The following is a 14,917-nucleotide window of genomic DNA, read 5'->3' on the forward strand; positions in this document are numbered from 1 at the left end:
ATGTTCATGAAAATCTCACACAAGCTTCTGATCAGCTTCGGATTTATCAATCTTCTGATCGCCCTCTCCTCTGCACTGGTCTACTACCGGCTAAACCAGATCAATCAATCCCAGCAGATGCTGCTGGCGCAGGCGCTGCCGGCTCTGCAGCGGGATGAGGCCAGCCAGAAAGCGCTGGTCGCCACCGTCTCGGCATTGCGTGGTTATCTCATTCTTGGCAAGGATCCCGCCCAAGCTGCCAGATTGAAGCAGGAGTGGGAGGGGGCCTGGCAGGTTATTACCAGCCAGCAGTTTGATGTGGGGTTGGTACAGTCACTCAAGAGTTTCAAGAGCAGTCAGGAAAAGGTATGGGTGATTGCCCACACAGAGGAGAATCTGCCTGCACATACCCTGATGCTGCAGGAGGCAGGGCCGCTTGCCGAAGCTGCGCTCGATCAGCTGCAATCTTTCGCCAATGAAGAGGTGGCGACTCCTCAGGAACAGCTATCGGGAGATCGCCGCATGTTGCTCAAGCAGGTGGGAGATGCCTACAACAGCTTGTCAAATGCGCTCTCCGCCCTGCGAGATTTTCTTATTTCCGGCGACCCGGAATATCGCAGCAAGTATGAGGACTATTACAAGTTCCATCAGCAACGGGTGGCGGAACTCAAACAGCAGTCCAGTCTCTTTTCCGAAACCGAGCGCAGCCTCTGGCAGCTGTTTGAGGAGATGGGAACCCCCTTCTCGGAGCTGGTGGGCCAGGTCATCAGCAAGCGGCAAGCACCGGATTGGGATCAGGCTAACTACTTGATGGCAAAAGAGATTGAGCCGATGCAGGAGATCCTCTACGAACGGCTGGCCAAACAGGTAGGGGAAACCCGCAGCAAAGTAACTGCAATCTCAGGAGAGATGACCCAGGCTGGCCACTCCATCACTCGTACTCTGTTGCTGGCAACGGGGAGTTCCATCGTGCTTGGCATGTTGGTGGCGTGGCTCTTCAGTCGTCGTTTGACTCGTGACATCGCCAGTCTGGTTGTGCGGGCTGGCGAGGTCGCCGATGGCAAGCTGGCTGCCAACCCCTTGCCCATCTTGAGTCAGGATGAGCTGGGCGGTTTGACCGGCTCCATCAACCGGATGTCGGCCCAGCTACGCAGTCTAGTGAGCGAGCTGCAGGGGGCGGTGGGACAGGTAGATGTCGCCTGTCAGGATGTAGGCAGCACAACTCAGGCCATAGTGACCGATTTGACCGCGCAGGATATTCGGGTAAAAGCGGTCGCCAGCGCGATCGAGCAGATGTCGGTCAGTATGAAAGAGGTGGCGGGCAATATTGCCAATGCAGCCGACAGTGCCCATCAGGTGCAGCAGCAAACCCGGCAGGGACAGAATGCATTGGCACGGATGACAGATGCCATGCAGCAGATCGCCGCCATGATTGGGCAAGCCAATCACGCGATGGGATTGCTTGAGAAGCAGAGCGAACAGGTCGGGCAGATCACCGAAGTTATCGCCACCATAGCCGAACAGACCAACTTGCTGGCCCTTAATGCGGCAATAGAAGCTGCGAGGGCCGGTGATCAGGGGCGCGGTTTTGCCGTGGTCGCCGATGAGGTACGTCAGCTGGCAACCCGCACCCACCAGTCAACCGCCGAAATCAGCCAGACGATTAGCGCAATTTCCCAGCAAACCCGCCAGACCGTCGCCACGGTGAGCGGTGGCACCCAGCTGGTCGAGCAGGGGCGTGATGCAGTCGGGTTGGTAACCGAGACGTTGAATGCGATGAACCAGCTGGTGCAGGCGCTATCTGGCCAGCTGGAGGCCATCGCAACGGCGACCGAGCAACAATCCCAGGTCGCCGCCGAAGTGGCTGGAACGGTAGAGGATATTGCCGCTCTGAGCCGTCAATCCTGTCAGCAGAGCCAGCAGGGTGAGGGCATCGTCGCCCGTCTGGCGGGTGATACCGGCAAGTTGACGGCGGTGATCGCCCGTTTCGAGCTGGAGTGACGGGGGGGGGGCAGGACATCCTGCCCACCTCTTAGTCGATTCGTCTGAAGGCGTGGTTTTCGAAGCTGCTGGTGGTCTCTTTATTGAGCAGACTGACCAGCAGAATGGCCCGTTTCTCCCCATCCGGCTCCATATAGATGGCTTCAAACCCTGCCAATGGCCCCTCTTCAATCAATACCTTATCGCCCGCATTTGGCAGTTTGGCGTAACTTGCTCGCGCCTGGTCGCTGTCATCACGGCTCATCAGCTGATAGACCAGCTTGTTGCTGATGGGGGTCCATTCACTGCCGAAGTGGATGATCCGGCTGATGCCACGGGTCGATTTCAGGGTGACCGGAGTTACCTCTTCCAGATCGACGTATATGAAGAGGTAGTTGGGAAACATGGGTTCCTTTACCGGGACTCGCTTGCCCCGACGCAGTTTCTCGATTTCCACCATGGGGTAGTAGGACTCGATACCTTGGGCATCGAGGTGGGCGCGGGCGCGGGCCTCTTCCTTTGGCTTGCAGTAGGCCAGATACCATTTTTTCATGTGATGTTATATTCGTGTTGCCGTGCTCGCCGATATGATAGCGGCGGCAATAAAAAAGGCCACGCATTGCGTGGCCTTTTTTGTCGAGTGAGCAATTACCAACCTTTTACCAGGCCGCCTTTGAACAGCTCCAGCCCTTTCTTGTAGACATCATCGGTCTGGAAAGCCTGTACGAACTGTTTGACCTTCTCGTCATCCTTGTTGTTGTCGCGGGCGACGATCAGGTTGACGTAGGGGGACTCTTTATCTTCAACAAACAGACCATTTTCGGTCGGGGTCAGACCAATCTGGCCGGCAAAGGTGTTGTTGATGATGGCGAGATCCACGTCTTCCAGCGAGCGAGGCAGCTGAGCTGCTTCCAGTTCAACGATCTTGAAGTTGCGCGGGTTGCTGGCGATATCGAGTACGGTCGCCTCCAGACCAGCACCATCTTTCAGGGTGATCAGGCCCTGCTTGGCCAGCAGGATCAGCGAGCGGCCCAAGTTGGTCGGATCGTTCGGTACCGCGATCTGGGCGCCATCTTTCAGCTCGCTCAGAGACTTCAGCTTCTTGGAGTAACCGGCGATCGGGTAGACAAAGGTGTTGCCGACCGGTACCAGTTTGAAGCCGCGATCACGTACCTGTGCATCCAGATAGGGTTTGTGCTGGAAGGCGTTGATGTCGATGCTGCCATCGTTCAGCGCCACGTTCGGGGTGACATAGTCGGAGAAGTTGACGATCTCGACGTTCAGACCATATTTCTCTTTTGCCACCTTGGCGGCTACTTCGACCAGCTCGGTCTCAGGGCCGGCAATGGCGCCTACTTTCAGGGTCTTGTTCTCTTCCTTTTGACCGCAACCGGCCAGTACCAGACCAGCCAGCAGGGCTGCCGCAACGGATTTGATGCCAAATTTCATAAAACCTCCTGTCAGAAATCGACGATTAACGATGATCACATTTGTTGACCAGGCGCTCACCCGCGCTCTGGATAAGTTGAACCAGCACGACCAGTATCACGACGGTGACCAGCATGACGGTCGGATCGAAGCGCTGATAGCCGTAACGGATGCCCACATCACCGAGACCACCACCACCGATGGCACCAGCCATGGCGGAGTAGTTCACCAGCGTGACGAGGGTAATGGTGACGCTGTTGAGGATGCCGGGCAGGGCCTCGGGCAGCAGCACCTTGGTGATGATTTGCAATGGCTTGGCACCCATCGCCTTGGCCGCTTCCAGCAGGCCGTCGGGGACTTCCATCAGGGCACCTTCCACCAGACGGGCGATGAAGGGGATGCAACCGACGGTCAGCGGCACGATGGCGGCGATGGTGCCGATACTGGTGCCGACAATCAGCCGGGTCAGCGGAATAATCGCGACCAGCAGGATGATAAAGGGCACCGAGCGACCCACGTTGACCACCATGCCCAGAGTGCGGTTGAGCAGCGGGTTGGCCAGGATCTGGCCGGCTTTGGTCACATGCAGCGCCACGCCGAGCGGCAGGCCGAGCAGGCAGCCAAACAGGGCGGAGGCAAACACCATGATAAGGGTGTCGCCCAGGGCCGTGATGAGCAGATTAATCATGGCTTCGGACATAACCCATTACCTCCAGCTGAATGTGATTGTCGATGAGGAACTGCTGGGTCGCTTCGCACTGGGCTTCATCCCCGAACAGCTCGGCCAGCAGGAAACCGAACTTGACGCCACCGGCGTACTCGATGTCGGCACTCAGAATGCTGATATCGATATTGAAACGGCGGCTCGCCTCGGAGATGAGCGGCGTATCGACCGTGCTGCCGGTAAAGCCAAGTTTCAGCAGCGGGTAGCTGCCGGGCACTCGCTCATTGCTCATCCGATCCTGATACTCCTGCGGTACCTCCAGATGGATGGTGGAGCGAATGAAATCGCGGGCCAGCTGGGTCTTGGCATTGCTGAAGAACCAGGCCACTTCGCCCTGTTCGATCAGGCTACCATCGCTGATGATGGCCACTTCGTCACAGATCCCCTTCACTACATCCATTTCGTGGGTGATGAGCAGGATGGTAAGCCCCAGCTTGACGTTGATCTCCTTGAGCAGGGTCAGGATCGAGCGGGTGGTCTGCGGATCGAGCGCCGAAGTGGCCTCGTCACAGAGCAGCACCTTGGGCGCCGGGGCCAGCGCCCGGGCTATGGCGACCCGCTGTTTCTGACCGCCGGAGAGTTCGGATGGATAGGCGTGGGCACGGGCTTCCAGCCCGACCAGCGCCAGCAGCTCTTCGACCCGGCTCTTGATCTGATCCTTGTTCCAGCCTGCCAGCTCCAGCGGAAAGGCGATGTTGGCAAACACGGTTCGGGAGGCGAGCAGGTTGAAGTGCTGGAAGATCATCCCGATCTGGCGGCGGGCCTGGGTCAGATCCCGTTCGCTCAGGGCGACCAGATCCTGGCCGTCGACAATCACCTGGCCCTCTGTCGGGCGCTCCAGCAGGTTGACACAGCGGATGAGGGTACTCTTGCCGGCACCGGAGGCACCGATCACCCCGAAGATTTTGCCTTGGGGTACATGCAGACTCACGTCACGCAGGGCGTGCACGGCGTCACTGCCTGTACCGTAGACTTTGTTGAGACCGATCAACTTAATCATGGATTCTTCCGTGCTAACAGCCTTACAGCACAGGGCGCTACAGGCGAGAAAATTGGGCAGAGGTTTCACTAGGTTGCACTGCCATCATGGGGGATGATGCTAAGATGTCCGGATGGCTGTGTCAACGCATGTTTTTACGTCTAGACGTCTAAAAAAGTGATAAGGATTTTCAGTTGGCAGATAAGGAATAGCAGGGTTTGGCGTTATTCCATATTGAATTTCGCTTTGAAGCCAAAGAGCCGAATTAAAGTTGGCTGATGGCGTGTGATGCTCTGTTCTATTAGGTATCCCTGTCGCGACTATCCGGCTGTGGAGCCTACCCCTCACAAGCCCCAGAATTGCATAAAGTTGAACCCCCTGTCTGCCCACTTATATATACCTCGGCCAATTTTGATGCAGCGCAAGAAGATGCCTGATCGTGATTGGGGCCTGACTGGTCGTTTTTTATACTGAGGTTGCGGATTTCCCATGGAGGGCAGAGCGATGAGATTCCAACAGATCAAAGAGTTGCTGCACTACCTCGAGCAGGTGCATCACCAGCTCGGTCTCTGTTACCGGCGTCTGGGCAATCAGGTGGATAGCGAACGCTGCCGGATGTTGCTGGTCTATCTGCAAGGGCGGGAGGATGCCGCGAGCGTCCATCTGCAGGAGTATGCCAGCCAGCTGGGCGGCACGGTGCGGGAGACCTGGCTGGATCAGAGCTTTAGCGAGGACATGTTGCCAGCGATTATGTGCTGCGAATTGCCTGCTTCAGCCAGAACCGGAGATATCGTAGCCCTGGTTTGCCGCTGGGAGGGGCAGTTGATTGGCGAACTGGGTCATCTGGCCCGGGAGTGCCCGACTCGGAGCACGGCTGAATTGCTGGATAATTTGGCCCGACTGGAGCAGACCCGCCTGACCCGCTTGGTGCACGGTGCCCACCAGCTCGATGACTTGTAGCAAAGACAGAGGATCGATCACCAGATAGAGAGAGGGCCCGGTATTGCTGTCAGGCCCTCTTCGTATCGGGAGCTCATGGCTCCGATGTGCAATCAGCCCTGATGTCGTTCAGCGGCGTAGAGCGCCGCGCCGATAATTCCGGCCTGGTTGAGACTGGCTGCGGGAATGAGTGGTGCCCGGGTTTCGATGCGATCGACGAACTTCTCCAGTTTGGCTGCGCTGCCGCCGCCCAGAATGAAGAGGTCGGGGGAGAAGAGAAACTCGAGGCGAGCCAGATATTTGTTGAAGCGTTTGCCCCAGCGCCCCCAGGAGAGATCCTCGCGTTTGCGCACTGCGTCGGAGCAGTAGTGCTCGGCGATCATCCCTTCCAGCATCAGATGGCCCAGCTCGGTGTTGGGCAGCAGGTGACCGTTGACGAAGACTGCGGTGCCGATACCGGTGCCGACCGTGATGAGGATGATAACACCCTTGCGATCCTTGCCGGCACCAAAGCGCATCTCGGCCAGACCGGCGGCGTCGGCATCGTTGAGCACATAGCAGGGCTTGCCGGTGACATCGGCAAACAGGTGCTCGGCATCGGTCTCAATCCAGCTCTTGTCGATGTTGGCTGCGCTCTTGGCAATGCCGTTGTGGATGGTGGCCGGGAAGCCGCAGCCCACCGGCCCTTTCCAGTCGAAGTGTTCCACCAGCGCCTTGAGGGTATGGGCAATGGCGGCCGGGGTGGCCGGCTGTGGTGTGGCAATGCGATGGCGCTCGCCAATCAGCTCACCGGTTTCGGTATCGACCAGACAGCCCTTGATCCCCGAGCCTCCAATATCCACTCCCAACATTTGCATCTGTGATGTCCTTTTTGTGTGCCGACCATTGTTGCTCAACCATGGCGTGCTGATCTTTGTGGGTCGGCAGAGCATGAAAAAACTGCTGCAATCCGGCAAGGGGCAGATCACTCAGGCGTGATCCGGCAGACCTTTTTCGATGCAACGGATCAGCAGGCGGGTTTTCTTGTTCGTTTCATCCTGGCGTCTGGCCAGCGTTGCCAGCGCCCATTCAATATGTTCTGCCGCCATGGGCTCTGCTTCCGGCAGTGCTTGCTGCAGGGCAGCCATCACTTCCGGGTTGGCCGGGCCGTTGCCAAGGGCTACCGCCAGATTGCGGCGCCAGCGTTGATAGCCGATGCGGCGGATCGGGCTCCCCTCGGTATGTTTGAGGAACTCGGCCTCGCTCCAGCGCCACAGCGCCAGCAGGGGCGGGCGATGCAGGCTGGGGCGGGGGCTGAAATCGGGCTCCGGGCTAGCATCTGCGTAGCGATTCCACGGGCAGATGAGCTGGCAGTCGTCGCAGCCATAGATGCGGTTGCCCATCATGGGTCTGAACTCTTCCGGAATAGGGCCGTCGTTCTCTATGGTGAGATAGGAGATGCAGCGGCGGCCATCCACCACATAGGGAGCGACAATAGCGCCAGTGGGGCAGATGTTGATGCAGGCGACACACTTGCCGCACTGCTCTTTTTCCACCTGCACATCGATGGGGAGTGGCAGGCTTACCAGCAGCTCCCCCAAAAAGAAGAAGGATCCGGCTGACTCATTGAGCAGCAGTGAGTGTTTGCCAACCCAGCCGAGGCCAGCTTTGGCGGCCAACGGCCGCTCCAGCACGGGAGCGGAGTCGACAAAGGGGCGCCACTCACCAAGGGTGTCAGACGTGCCTTGAAACAACTTGGCGCATCGTGCTTCGATTCGGTCACCCAGCTGTTTGAGGCGATTGCGCAGCACCTTGTGGTAGTCGCGGCCGAGGGCGTAGCGGCTGATATAGCCGAGAGTCGGGTCGCGCAGGGTGGCGGCAAAGCCCGCCTCGAAGGGGAGGTAGTTCATTCGCACCGAGATGACCCGCAAGGTGCCCGGCAGCAACTCATGGGGGCGGGCGCGCATCATGCTGTGACGCGCCATGTAATCCATGGTGCCGTGATAACCGGCGTCCAGCCAGGCCTGCAATTTCGGCTCTTCGGCCCGCAGATCCGAGTCGGTGATGCCAACCTGGTCAAATCCTAGCTCGCTCGCCCAGAGCTTGATATCTTGAGCCAGCTGGTTGAAATCAGGTGTTGTCATGCTGCATGGCATCCCGGCACTTGAGCACTTGGAGCGAAAGAGAGCAGATCGGGAGCCATCATGGTAGAGGTCATCGGGGACGCTTGGTGCAAAAAAGTGGGAAGCAGTCTATCACAGGGGCTGTGGTCGACTGAACAGATCCGCTCGCGAGAGCGGCGCTGGGCCGAGCGTGAGGGGCAACCCCTCTATGCGCTGATGGAGCGGGCAGGGCTGGCGCTTTGTACCTATGCCTGCAGTCACTGGCCCGCGAGCAACTGCTGGTGGATTTTTGTCGGCCCCGGCAACAATGGCGGCGATGGCTATGTGCTGGCCCGCCTTGCCCGTGAACGTGGCCTTGAGCCGGTGGTGATCGCCGCTCGCTCTCCCGACCAGCTGAAAGGGGATGCCAGGATTGCCGCCGATAGCTGGCTGGCGGCCGGTGGTGAGGTCTGGCTGGCAGAGCAGTTCGATCAGGCGCTATTTCCTCCTCCCGATCTGGTGGTCGATGCCCTGCTTGGCACCGGTGTCAGTACACCCCTTGCACCGTTACTGACAAAGATCGTCGCAACAATCAATGAGTTGGCTGCACCTGTGCTGGCGGTCGATCTTCCTTCTGGCCTCAATGGCGATACCGGCAGGATCATGGGGGCTGCCGTGCGGGCGACCCGAACTCTTACCTTTATCGGTATCAAGCAAGGGCTGCTCACTGCAGACGGGGTCGATGTGACCGGTCAGCTCGATTGTGAGCCGCTTGGTGTCATGCCTGATGATGAGATTCACCCCGCAGCATGGCGGCTCGATTATCCTGTGCTGCAATCCTTGCTGACCCCGCGTCAGCGCTCCTCGCACAAGGGTTCCCACGGCAAGGTGTTACTGGTGGGCGGGGAGTGCGGCATGCAGGGGGCCATTGTGCTCGCCGGCCGGGCCTGTCTGCGGGCAGGCGCCGGTCTGGTTCGAGTCAGCCAGCACCCGGCGTTGCCGCCGGTCAGCCTCTATCAGCCTGAATTGATGAGCCTGCAGGGAGAAGATGATGACGGTTGGGCCTCGGTTCGGGTCATTGGCCCCGGGTTGGGTCAGGGGGAGTGGGGCAGACAGCAGTTTGCCCGCCACCTTACCGAACAATTGCCGCTGGTTTTGGACGCCGACGGGTTGAATTGGCTGGCGCAATCTCCCCGCCATCAGGATAATTGGGTGCTCACTCCGCACCCTGGCGAAGCGGCGCGGCTGCTGGGGTGTTCCATTGCCGAGATTGAAGCAGACCGGTTTGCCGCCGTGCGGGCGCTGCAACAGCGTTACGGCGGAGTGGTGCTGCTCAAGGGGGCGGGGACTCTCATCCATGATGGCGAGCGGCTTGCCTTGTGCAATGAAGGCAATCCCGGCATGGCAAGTGGCGGCATGGGCGATCTGTTATCTGGTATAATCGCCGCCCTTTTGGCTCAGGGTTGGTCTGCCACCCTGGCAACCTGGCTGGGGGCCGTGATCCACGGTGAGGCAGCCGTTCTGGCTGCTGCTGATGGAGAGCGTGGCATGCTGGCATCAGATCTGCTGCCCTTTATCCGCAAGCTGGTTAATCCCGACACCATAACAAGTTAAAAAAGAAGAACATGGCAAAACAGTTGATGATGACACTGCCGGACGAGGCAGCAACAGTGGCTCTGGGAGGCCGTCTGGCAAAGGCTTGCCAGCAGGCGACGACCGTGTTTTTGCACGGGACGCTCGGGGCTGGCAAAACAACCCTGACCCGTGGCTGGGTGCAGGGGCTTGGCCATCAGGGCAAGGTGAAAAGTCCGACTTATACCCTGGTGGAACCCTACGAGCTGGAGGGGTGGCAGGTTTACCACTTCGATCTCTATCGTCTGGCCGATCCGGAAGAGCTGGAATTCATGGGAATTCGCGACTATTTTGCCGCCAATACCCTCTGTCTGGTGGAGTGGTCGGAGAAGGGGGAAGGCTGGTTGCCGGCGCCTGATCTCGAGATCACCCTCACTTATGTAGGCGAGCAGCGCGAAGCTCTGATTGAAGCTCGTTCTGCTACTGGCGAAGCTATTCTGGAACGGTTGTCATCCACGTGCGTTTGATCCTTGTTATTGCTCTCTCCCTGATGGCGTTACCCTCCTGGGCTAATCAGCTCAAGAGCGTGCGGATTTGGCCATCACCTGATAACACCCGGGTGGTGCTCGACATGAGCAGCGCCCCCGATTTCAACTATTTCACCCTGACTGGCCCCGATCGGCTGGTGATCGACATGAAAGGGGCGAGCAACGCCACCAATCTGGCGCGGGTCGAGAACAGCAGCGAACTGGTGCGTAAAATTCGTGAAAGTTCACCGCTGGAGAAGGGGGGGCTGCGTCTGGTGCTCGACCTCAGCTCTGCCATCAAGCCGGTAGTCTTTCCGCTGGCGCCTGCCGGCCCCTATGGTCACCGTCTGGTGATCGACCTTCCCTATGAAGAGAAGCGCTCGGCCGCCGCGGTACAGTCCACGCCGGTTGGCGGCAAGGGCAAGGGGGTGGTGATTGCCATCGACCCGGGCCACGGCGGTGAAGACCCGGGTTCCATCGGCCCGCGCCGCACTTATGAGAAGCGGGTGACCCTGGCGGTTTCCCAGAAACTGGCGGCACTGATCGACCGTGAGCCGGGCATGCGCGCCGTGCTGACCCGCCGCAGCGACTACTTCGTTGATCTCAACAAGCGTTCCGAGATCGCGCGCAAAGCCAAGGCCGACCTGCTGGTATCGGTGCACGCGGACAGCTTCCACAACTCCACTCCGCGTGGTGCCTCGGTCTGGGTACTCTCGACCAACCGCGCCAACCGCGAGATGGGCAGCTGGCTGGAGAAGCAGGAGAAGCAGGGTGAGCTGCTGGGTGGTGTCGGCAAGGTGTTGGCCGAATCCGATCCCAACCCCTATCTGGCGCAGACCTTCCTCGACCTCTCGATGGACAAGTCCCGTGCCGAGGGTTATGACGTCAGCCGTCAGATCCTGCGCTCGCTGGGCAAGGTGGCACGGCTGCACAAGAGAGCGCCGGAGCACGCCAGTCTGGCGGTGCTGAAGGCCCCTGACATTCCCTCTGTGCTGGTTGAGACCGGCTTTATCTCCAACCATGCGGAAGAGCAGCTGCTGGCTACCGCCAGCTATCAGGATCAGCTGGCTCGCGCCATTTTCGAAGGTATCCGCAACTACTACCGTGCTCACCCGACCAAGGGTGCCATGCTCACCGGCAAGGGGGTTGCCAGCGCCCCGGCCTCGACCCATAAACAGGTCGCTGCCAGCAAACCTGCGCCAGCCAGGCAGGTTGCGAGCAAGCCGGCAGCAGTTCAGTCCCAGCCGGTTGTGACCAACCGGATGCCGGCGACGGTGCGCGATAGCACAAGCGCTTCTGGCAGCTCCTCCGGTGCTGGGGTGATCAAGCCTTATTCCGAGGCGGCCAAAGAGACCGGCGCTCCGGTCACCAGCGTGCAGGAAAACGAGAAGTCGCAGATGATCCGCCACGTGGTCACGCGCGGTCAGAGCCTCTCGCGCCTGGCCGAGAAGTACGGCGTGAGTCAGGCGAGACTGGCGGAGATCAACAAACTCAAGTCACGGGAAATCCAGATAGGGCAGGTGCTCTATATTCCCAAGCAATAACTGAGCGGGAGCTAGCGATGCCGATCCGTATTTTGCCACCTATTCTGGCCAACCAGATTGCCGCCGGAGAGGTGGTGGAGCGGCCCTCCTCCGTGGTCAAGGAGTTGGTGGAAAACAGTCTGGATGCGGGCGCAGACCGGGTCGAAATCGATATCGACAAGGGGGGCGCCAAGCTGATCCGCATCCGTGACAACGGTTGCGGCGTTGCCAAAGATGAGCTGGTGCTGGCGTTGTCGCGCCACGCCACCTCCAAGGTGGCGACCCTCGATGATCTGGAGGGGATCAACAGCCTCGGTTTTCGTGGCGAGGCGCTTGCCTCCATCAGCTCGGTCTCACGCCTCACTTTCACCTCCCGCACCGCCGAGCAGGCCGAAGCCTGGCAGGCGCAGGCCGAAGGGCGCGAGATGAGCGTCACCGTCAAGCCGGCGGCCCATCCGGTGGGTACCACGGTGGAGGTGGTGGATCTCTTCTTCAATACTCCGGCGCGGCGCAAGTTCATGCGCAGCGAAAAGACCGAGTTTGCCCATATCGACGAGCTGGTGCGTCGCATCGCTCTCTCCCGCTTCGACGTCACCCTGATCCTGCGCCACAACGGCAAGGTGGTGCGCCAATACAAGGCCGCCAATACGGTGCCGGAGCAGGAGCGGCGTCTTGCTGCCGTCTGCGGTACCCCCTTCATGCACCATGCGCTGGCTGTCGAGAGCGAGCACAGCGACGTGCGGTTGTGGGGCTGGCTGGCGACCCCCGAGGGCGCCAGACCGCAGAACGATCTGCAATACACCTATGTCAATGGCCGGATGATGCGCGACAAACTCATCAATCATGCCATTCGTCAGGCCTATGACGAGCTGCTGCCCGCCGACCGCTTTGCAGCCTATGTGCTCTATATCGAGCTGGATCCCCGTCAGGTGGATGTCAACGTTCACCCTGCCAAGCACGAGGTGCGCTTCCATCAGGCGCGGCTGATCCACGACTTTATCTTTCAGGCACTCTTTACCGCCTTGCGCCGCGAAGGTCGCGCCGTCAACGAGCAAGAGCAGCCGCTGGCCGAGACGCTGGTCGAGCTGCCGGCCAGCCCGCAGATCGAATATCCCGGTCAGGCACCGCGTACCGAGTGGTATGGCGCCGAACACAGCTATCGGGCGCCGGCGCAGGTGCGGGAAGGGAGCGGTGGTGGTGCAGGCCGGGTCAGCAACTATCAACCACCCGAGCCGCCGAGCCGGGAGGCGATGCGTGGCATGGGGGCCTTGCTTACCACGCTGCCCGTTGCCACAACCGCTTCAGCTCCCGAGCCGGGTGTAGCCACTCAGACGGTTTCAAAACAGGGCGGGTGCCGGGCACTGACTCTGGTGGAGCAGGCTTATCTACTGTTCGAGCGGGATGGTCAGCTGGCGCTGCTTTCACTGGTACGTGCCGAGCGTCTGCTGCTGCGCCACTGGCTGTTGGAGACCTGGGGCCAGGGGCTGGCAGCCCAGCCGCTGCTCTTGCCTGTTTCCTTCAAGCTGCCGAAGAACCTGAGTTCGCTGGTAGAAGAGCAGGAGCGACTGCTGAAACGGATGGGGCTGGAGTTGAAAAGCGGGGGGCGCGACACCATGATCCTGACGCGGGTGCCTGCTCTGCTGCGTCAGACCGATCTGGTGCGTCTGTTACCCGAATTGCTGCAAATTATCGAGGGCGGATCTGACAGTGATGCTGGCCAGCAGGCTGAAGTATTATGCCAATGGCTGGTGGAGCAGGGGATAAGCCGCGAAAAAATATACGATTTTTCAACTGCCAGTCGTCTGCTGACGGAACTTGTGACCGATTTCAGTGACCAACTGGCAGATATTCGCATGGCCCGCCCGCTCTCGCTGGCGGCTGTGCTTGAGGAGTTTGAACATGGCGAGTGACTTGCCGACCGCAATTTTTTTGATGGGGCCGACGGCCTCCGGCAAGACGGATCTCGCCATTGAACTGTGTCAGGTGTTGCCCTGCGACATCATCAGCGTCGATTCGGCGCTGATCTATCGCGGCATGGATATTGGCACGGCCAAGCCGACCGCCGATGAACTGGCACGAGCCCCGCACCGGCTGATCGATATCCTCGATCCCGCCATAAGTTATTCGGCAGCCGATTTTTGCAAGGATGCCCTGCGGGAGATGAAGGAGATCGCCGACCGCGGCCGCATTCCGCTGCTGGTGGGCGGTACCATGCTCTATTTCAAGGCGCTGCTGGAAGGACTCTCTCCGCTCCCTTCTGCCGACCCCGTCATTCGGGCTGGAATAGAAGAGGAGGCTGTCCGTCTTGGCTGGCAGGCGCTGCACGATGAGCTGGTGCGTATCGATCCGGTCGCCGGGGCGCGTATTCATCCCAATGACCCGCAGCGGCTCAGCCGGGCGCTCGAGGTTTACCGCATCAGCGGCAAGACCCTCACCGAGCTGACCCGGGTGCAGGGGGAGGGGCTGCCCTATCGGGTGCAGCAGTTTGCCATCGCCCCGAGCGATCGCGCCGTGCTGCATCAGCGGATCGAACAGCGTTTCGACAAGATGCTGCAGGGGGATTTCGAGCAGGAAGTGCGGGCTTTGATGGCTCGTGGCGATCTGACCCCGGATCTCCCCTCCATTCGCTGTGTAGGTTATCGCCAAATGTGGGACTACCTGAACGGCGAGATAGAGTATGATGAGATGCGTTATCGTGGCATTGTTGCCACTCGCCAGTTGGCAAAACGGCAGATGACCTGGTTGCGCGGTTGGGCCGATGTGACCTGGCTGGAATCCGGTGAGTCTGACAACCTCGCCCGCGTGCTTGCTCGCGCTGGTGCGGCTTGACACTCCCTGTATAATCAGGTTGTTATATTGAATATCCGGTGTTTAAAAACAACAAACTATAAGGAAAAGAAAAATGGCTAAGGGGCAATCTCTCCAAGACCCGTTTTTGAATGCGCTGCGCCGTGAGCGGATTCCTGTTTCTATCTATTTGGTGAACGGCATCAAACTGCAAGGTCAAATCGAATCCTTCGACCAGTTTGTCATTCTGCTGAAGAACACCGTGAGCCAGATGGTCTACAAGCACGCCATCTCTACCGTGGTTCCGGCCCGTGCCGTCAACCATCATCAACAGGCTGCCGGTGGCGCCGGTGATGAACAGGGTGATGCCGAGGCGTGATATCCCGGGGCGAGTCGAC

14 protein-coding genes are annotated in these 14,917 nt (G+C 59.5%); 8 read left to right on the forward strand and 6 right to left on the reverse strand.

The genetic code is table 11. The features are described from left to right. Positions 1–6 precede the first annotated feature (6 nt). Positions 7–1,980, forward strand: coding sequence for a methyl-accepting chemotaxis protein (locus AAHA41_RS00305; RefSeq protein ID WP_323070600.1), 1,974 nt, complete (start codon positions 7–9; stop codon positions 1,978–1,980). 31 nt (positions 1,981–2,011) lie between these two features. Here the strand turns inward: AAHA41_RS00305 and rfaH are convergent, their stop codons facing one another. From rfaH to metN, 4 genes are all read right to left on the reverse strand, one after another. Beyond that, a complete protein-coding gene (gene rfaH, locus AAHA41_RS00310; RefSeq protein WP_323070599.1) occupies positions 2,012–2,512 on the reverse strand; it encodes a transcription/translation regulatory transformer protein RfaH in 501 nt (166 codons plus the stop codon). Positions 2,513–2,607: 95 nt separating this feature from the next. Beyond that, positions 2,608–3,408 (reverse strand): methionine ABC transporter substrate-binding lipoprotein MetQ, encoded by an 801-nt coding sequence (metQ, locus tag AAHA41_RS00315; RefSeq protein WP_041210417.1) that lies wholly within the window; start codon positions 3,406–3,408, stop codon positions 2,608–2,610. 25 nt (positions 3,409–3,433) lie between these two features. Beyond that, positions 3,434–4,087: a methionine ABC transporter permease gene (locus tag AAHA41_RS00320; RefSeq protein WP_005339070.1), complete on the reverse strand. Its 654-nt coding sequence runs from the start codon at positions 4,085–4,087 to the stop codon at positions 3,434–3,436. Then, entirely contained in the window at positions 4,068–5,111 is a 1,044-nt protein-coding gene (gene metN / locus AAHA41_RS00325) for a methionine ABC transporter ATP-binding protein MetN (protein ID WP_043851794.1), read from the reverse strand. The genes AAHA41_RS00320 and metN overlap by 20 nt, the downstream gene beginning before the upstream one ends. 483 nt (positions 5,112–5,594) lie before the next feature. Here metN and AAHA41_RS00330 point away from each other — a divergent pair, with 483 nt between their 5' ends. Further along, positions 5,595–6,050, forward strand: a complete 456-nt coding sequence (locus tag AAHA41_RS00330; protein ID WP_323070598.1) for a hypothetical protein — start codon at positions 5,595–5,597, stop codon at positions 6,048–6,050. A gap of 92 nt (positions 6,051–6,142) precedes the next feature. Here AAHA41_RS00330 and AAHA41_RS00335 read toward each other — a convergent pair whose 3' ends face one another. Together AAHA41_RS00335 and queG are read right to left on the reverse strand one after the other, a co-directional pair. Next, the gene (locus AAHA41_RS00335; RefSeq protein WP_041210420.1) at positions 6,143–6,886 is read right to left on the reverse strand and encodes an ROK family protein; all 744 of its coding nucleotides are present in this window, start codon (positions 6,884–6,886) and stop codon (positions 6,143–6,145) included. A gap of 111 nt (positions 6,887–6,997) precedes the next feature. Further along, entirely contained in the window at positions 6,998–8,152 is a 1,155-nt protein-coding gene (queG, locus tag AAHA41_RS00340) for a tRNA epoxyqueuosine(34) reductase QueG (RefSeq protein ID WP_323070597.1), read from the reverse strand. Between the two features lie 60 nt (positions 8,153–8,212). On the opposite strand from queG, the gene AAHA41_RS00345 reads away from it, so the two are divergent. The 6 genes from AAHA41_RS00345 to hfq all read left to right on the forward strand — a co-directional run bounded on the left by AAHA41_RS00345 (position 8,213) and on the right by hfq (position 14,898). Then, the gene (locus AAHA41_RS00345; protein WP_323070596.1) at positions 8,213–9,724 is read left to right on the forward strand and encodes an NAD(P)H-hydrate dehydratase; all 1,512 of its coding nucleotides are present in this window, start codon (positions 8,213–8,215) and stop codon (positions 9,722–9,724) included. A gap of 11 nt (positions 9,725–9,735) precedes the next feature. Then, entirely contained in the window at positions 9,736–10,209 is a 474-nt protein-coding gene (tsaE, locus tag AAHA41_RS00350; protein ID WP_041210423.1) for a tRNA (adenosine(37)-N6)-threonylcarbamoyltransferase complex ATPase subunit type 1 TsaE, read from the forward strand. Continuing rightward, positions 10,200–11,753: an N-acetylmuramoyl-L-alanine amidase gene (locus AAHA41_RS00355; RefSeq protein WP_139395133.1), complete on the forward strand. Its 1,554-nt coding sequence runs from the start codon at positions 10,200–10,202 to the stop codon at positions 11,751–11,753. Before tsaE ends, AAHA41_RS00355 begins: the two co-directional genes overlap by 10 nt. A 17-nt stretch (positions 11,754–11,770) precedes the next feature. After that, positions 11,771–13,642 carry a DNA mismatch repair endonuclease MutL gene (gene mutL / locus AAHA41_RS00360; RefSeq protein WP_323070595.1) on the forward strand — a complete coding sequence of 624 codons (1,872 nt, stop codon included), beginning with the start codon at positions 11,771–11,773 and terminating at the stop codon, positions 13,640–13,642. Further along, positions 13,632–14,561, forward strand: coding sequence for a tRNA (adenosine(37)-N6)-dimethylallyltransferase MiaA (gene miaA / locus AAHA41_RS00365; RefSeq protein WP_323070594.1), 930 nt, complete (start codon positions 13,632–13,634; stop codon positions 14,559–14,561). Before mutL ends, miaA begins: the two co-directional genes overlap by 11 nt. A 73-nt stretch (positions 14,562–14,634) precedes the next feature. After that, positions 14,635–14,898 (forward strand): RNA chaperone Hfq, encoded by a 264-nt coding sequence (gene hfq, locus AAHA41_RS00370; protein ID WP_033114894.1) that lies wholly within the window; start codon positions 14,635–14,637, stop codon positions 14,896–14,898. Positions 14,899–14,917 lie beyond the last annotated feature (19 nt).

This window comes from Aeromonas sp. SER (assembly GCF_038739615.1).
GTDB lineage: Bacteria > Pseudomonadota > Gammaproteobacteria > Enterobacterales > Aeromonadaceae > Aeromonas > Aeromonas jandaei.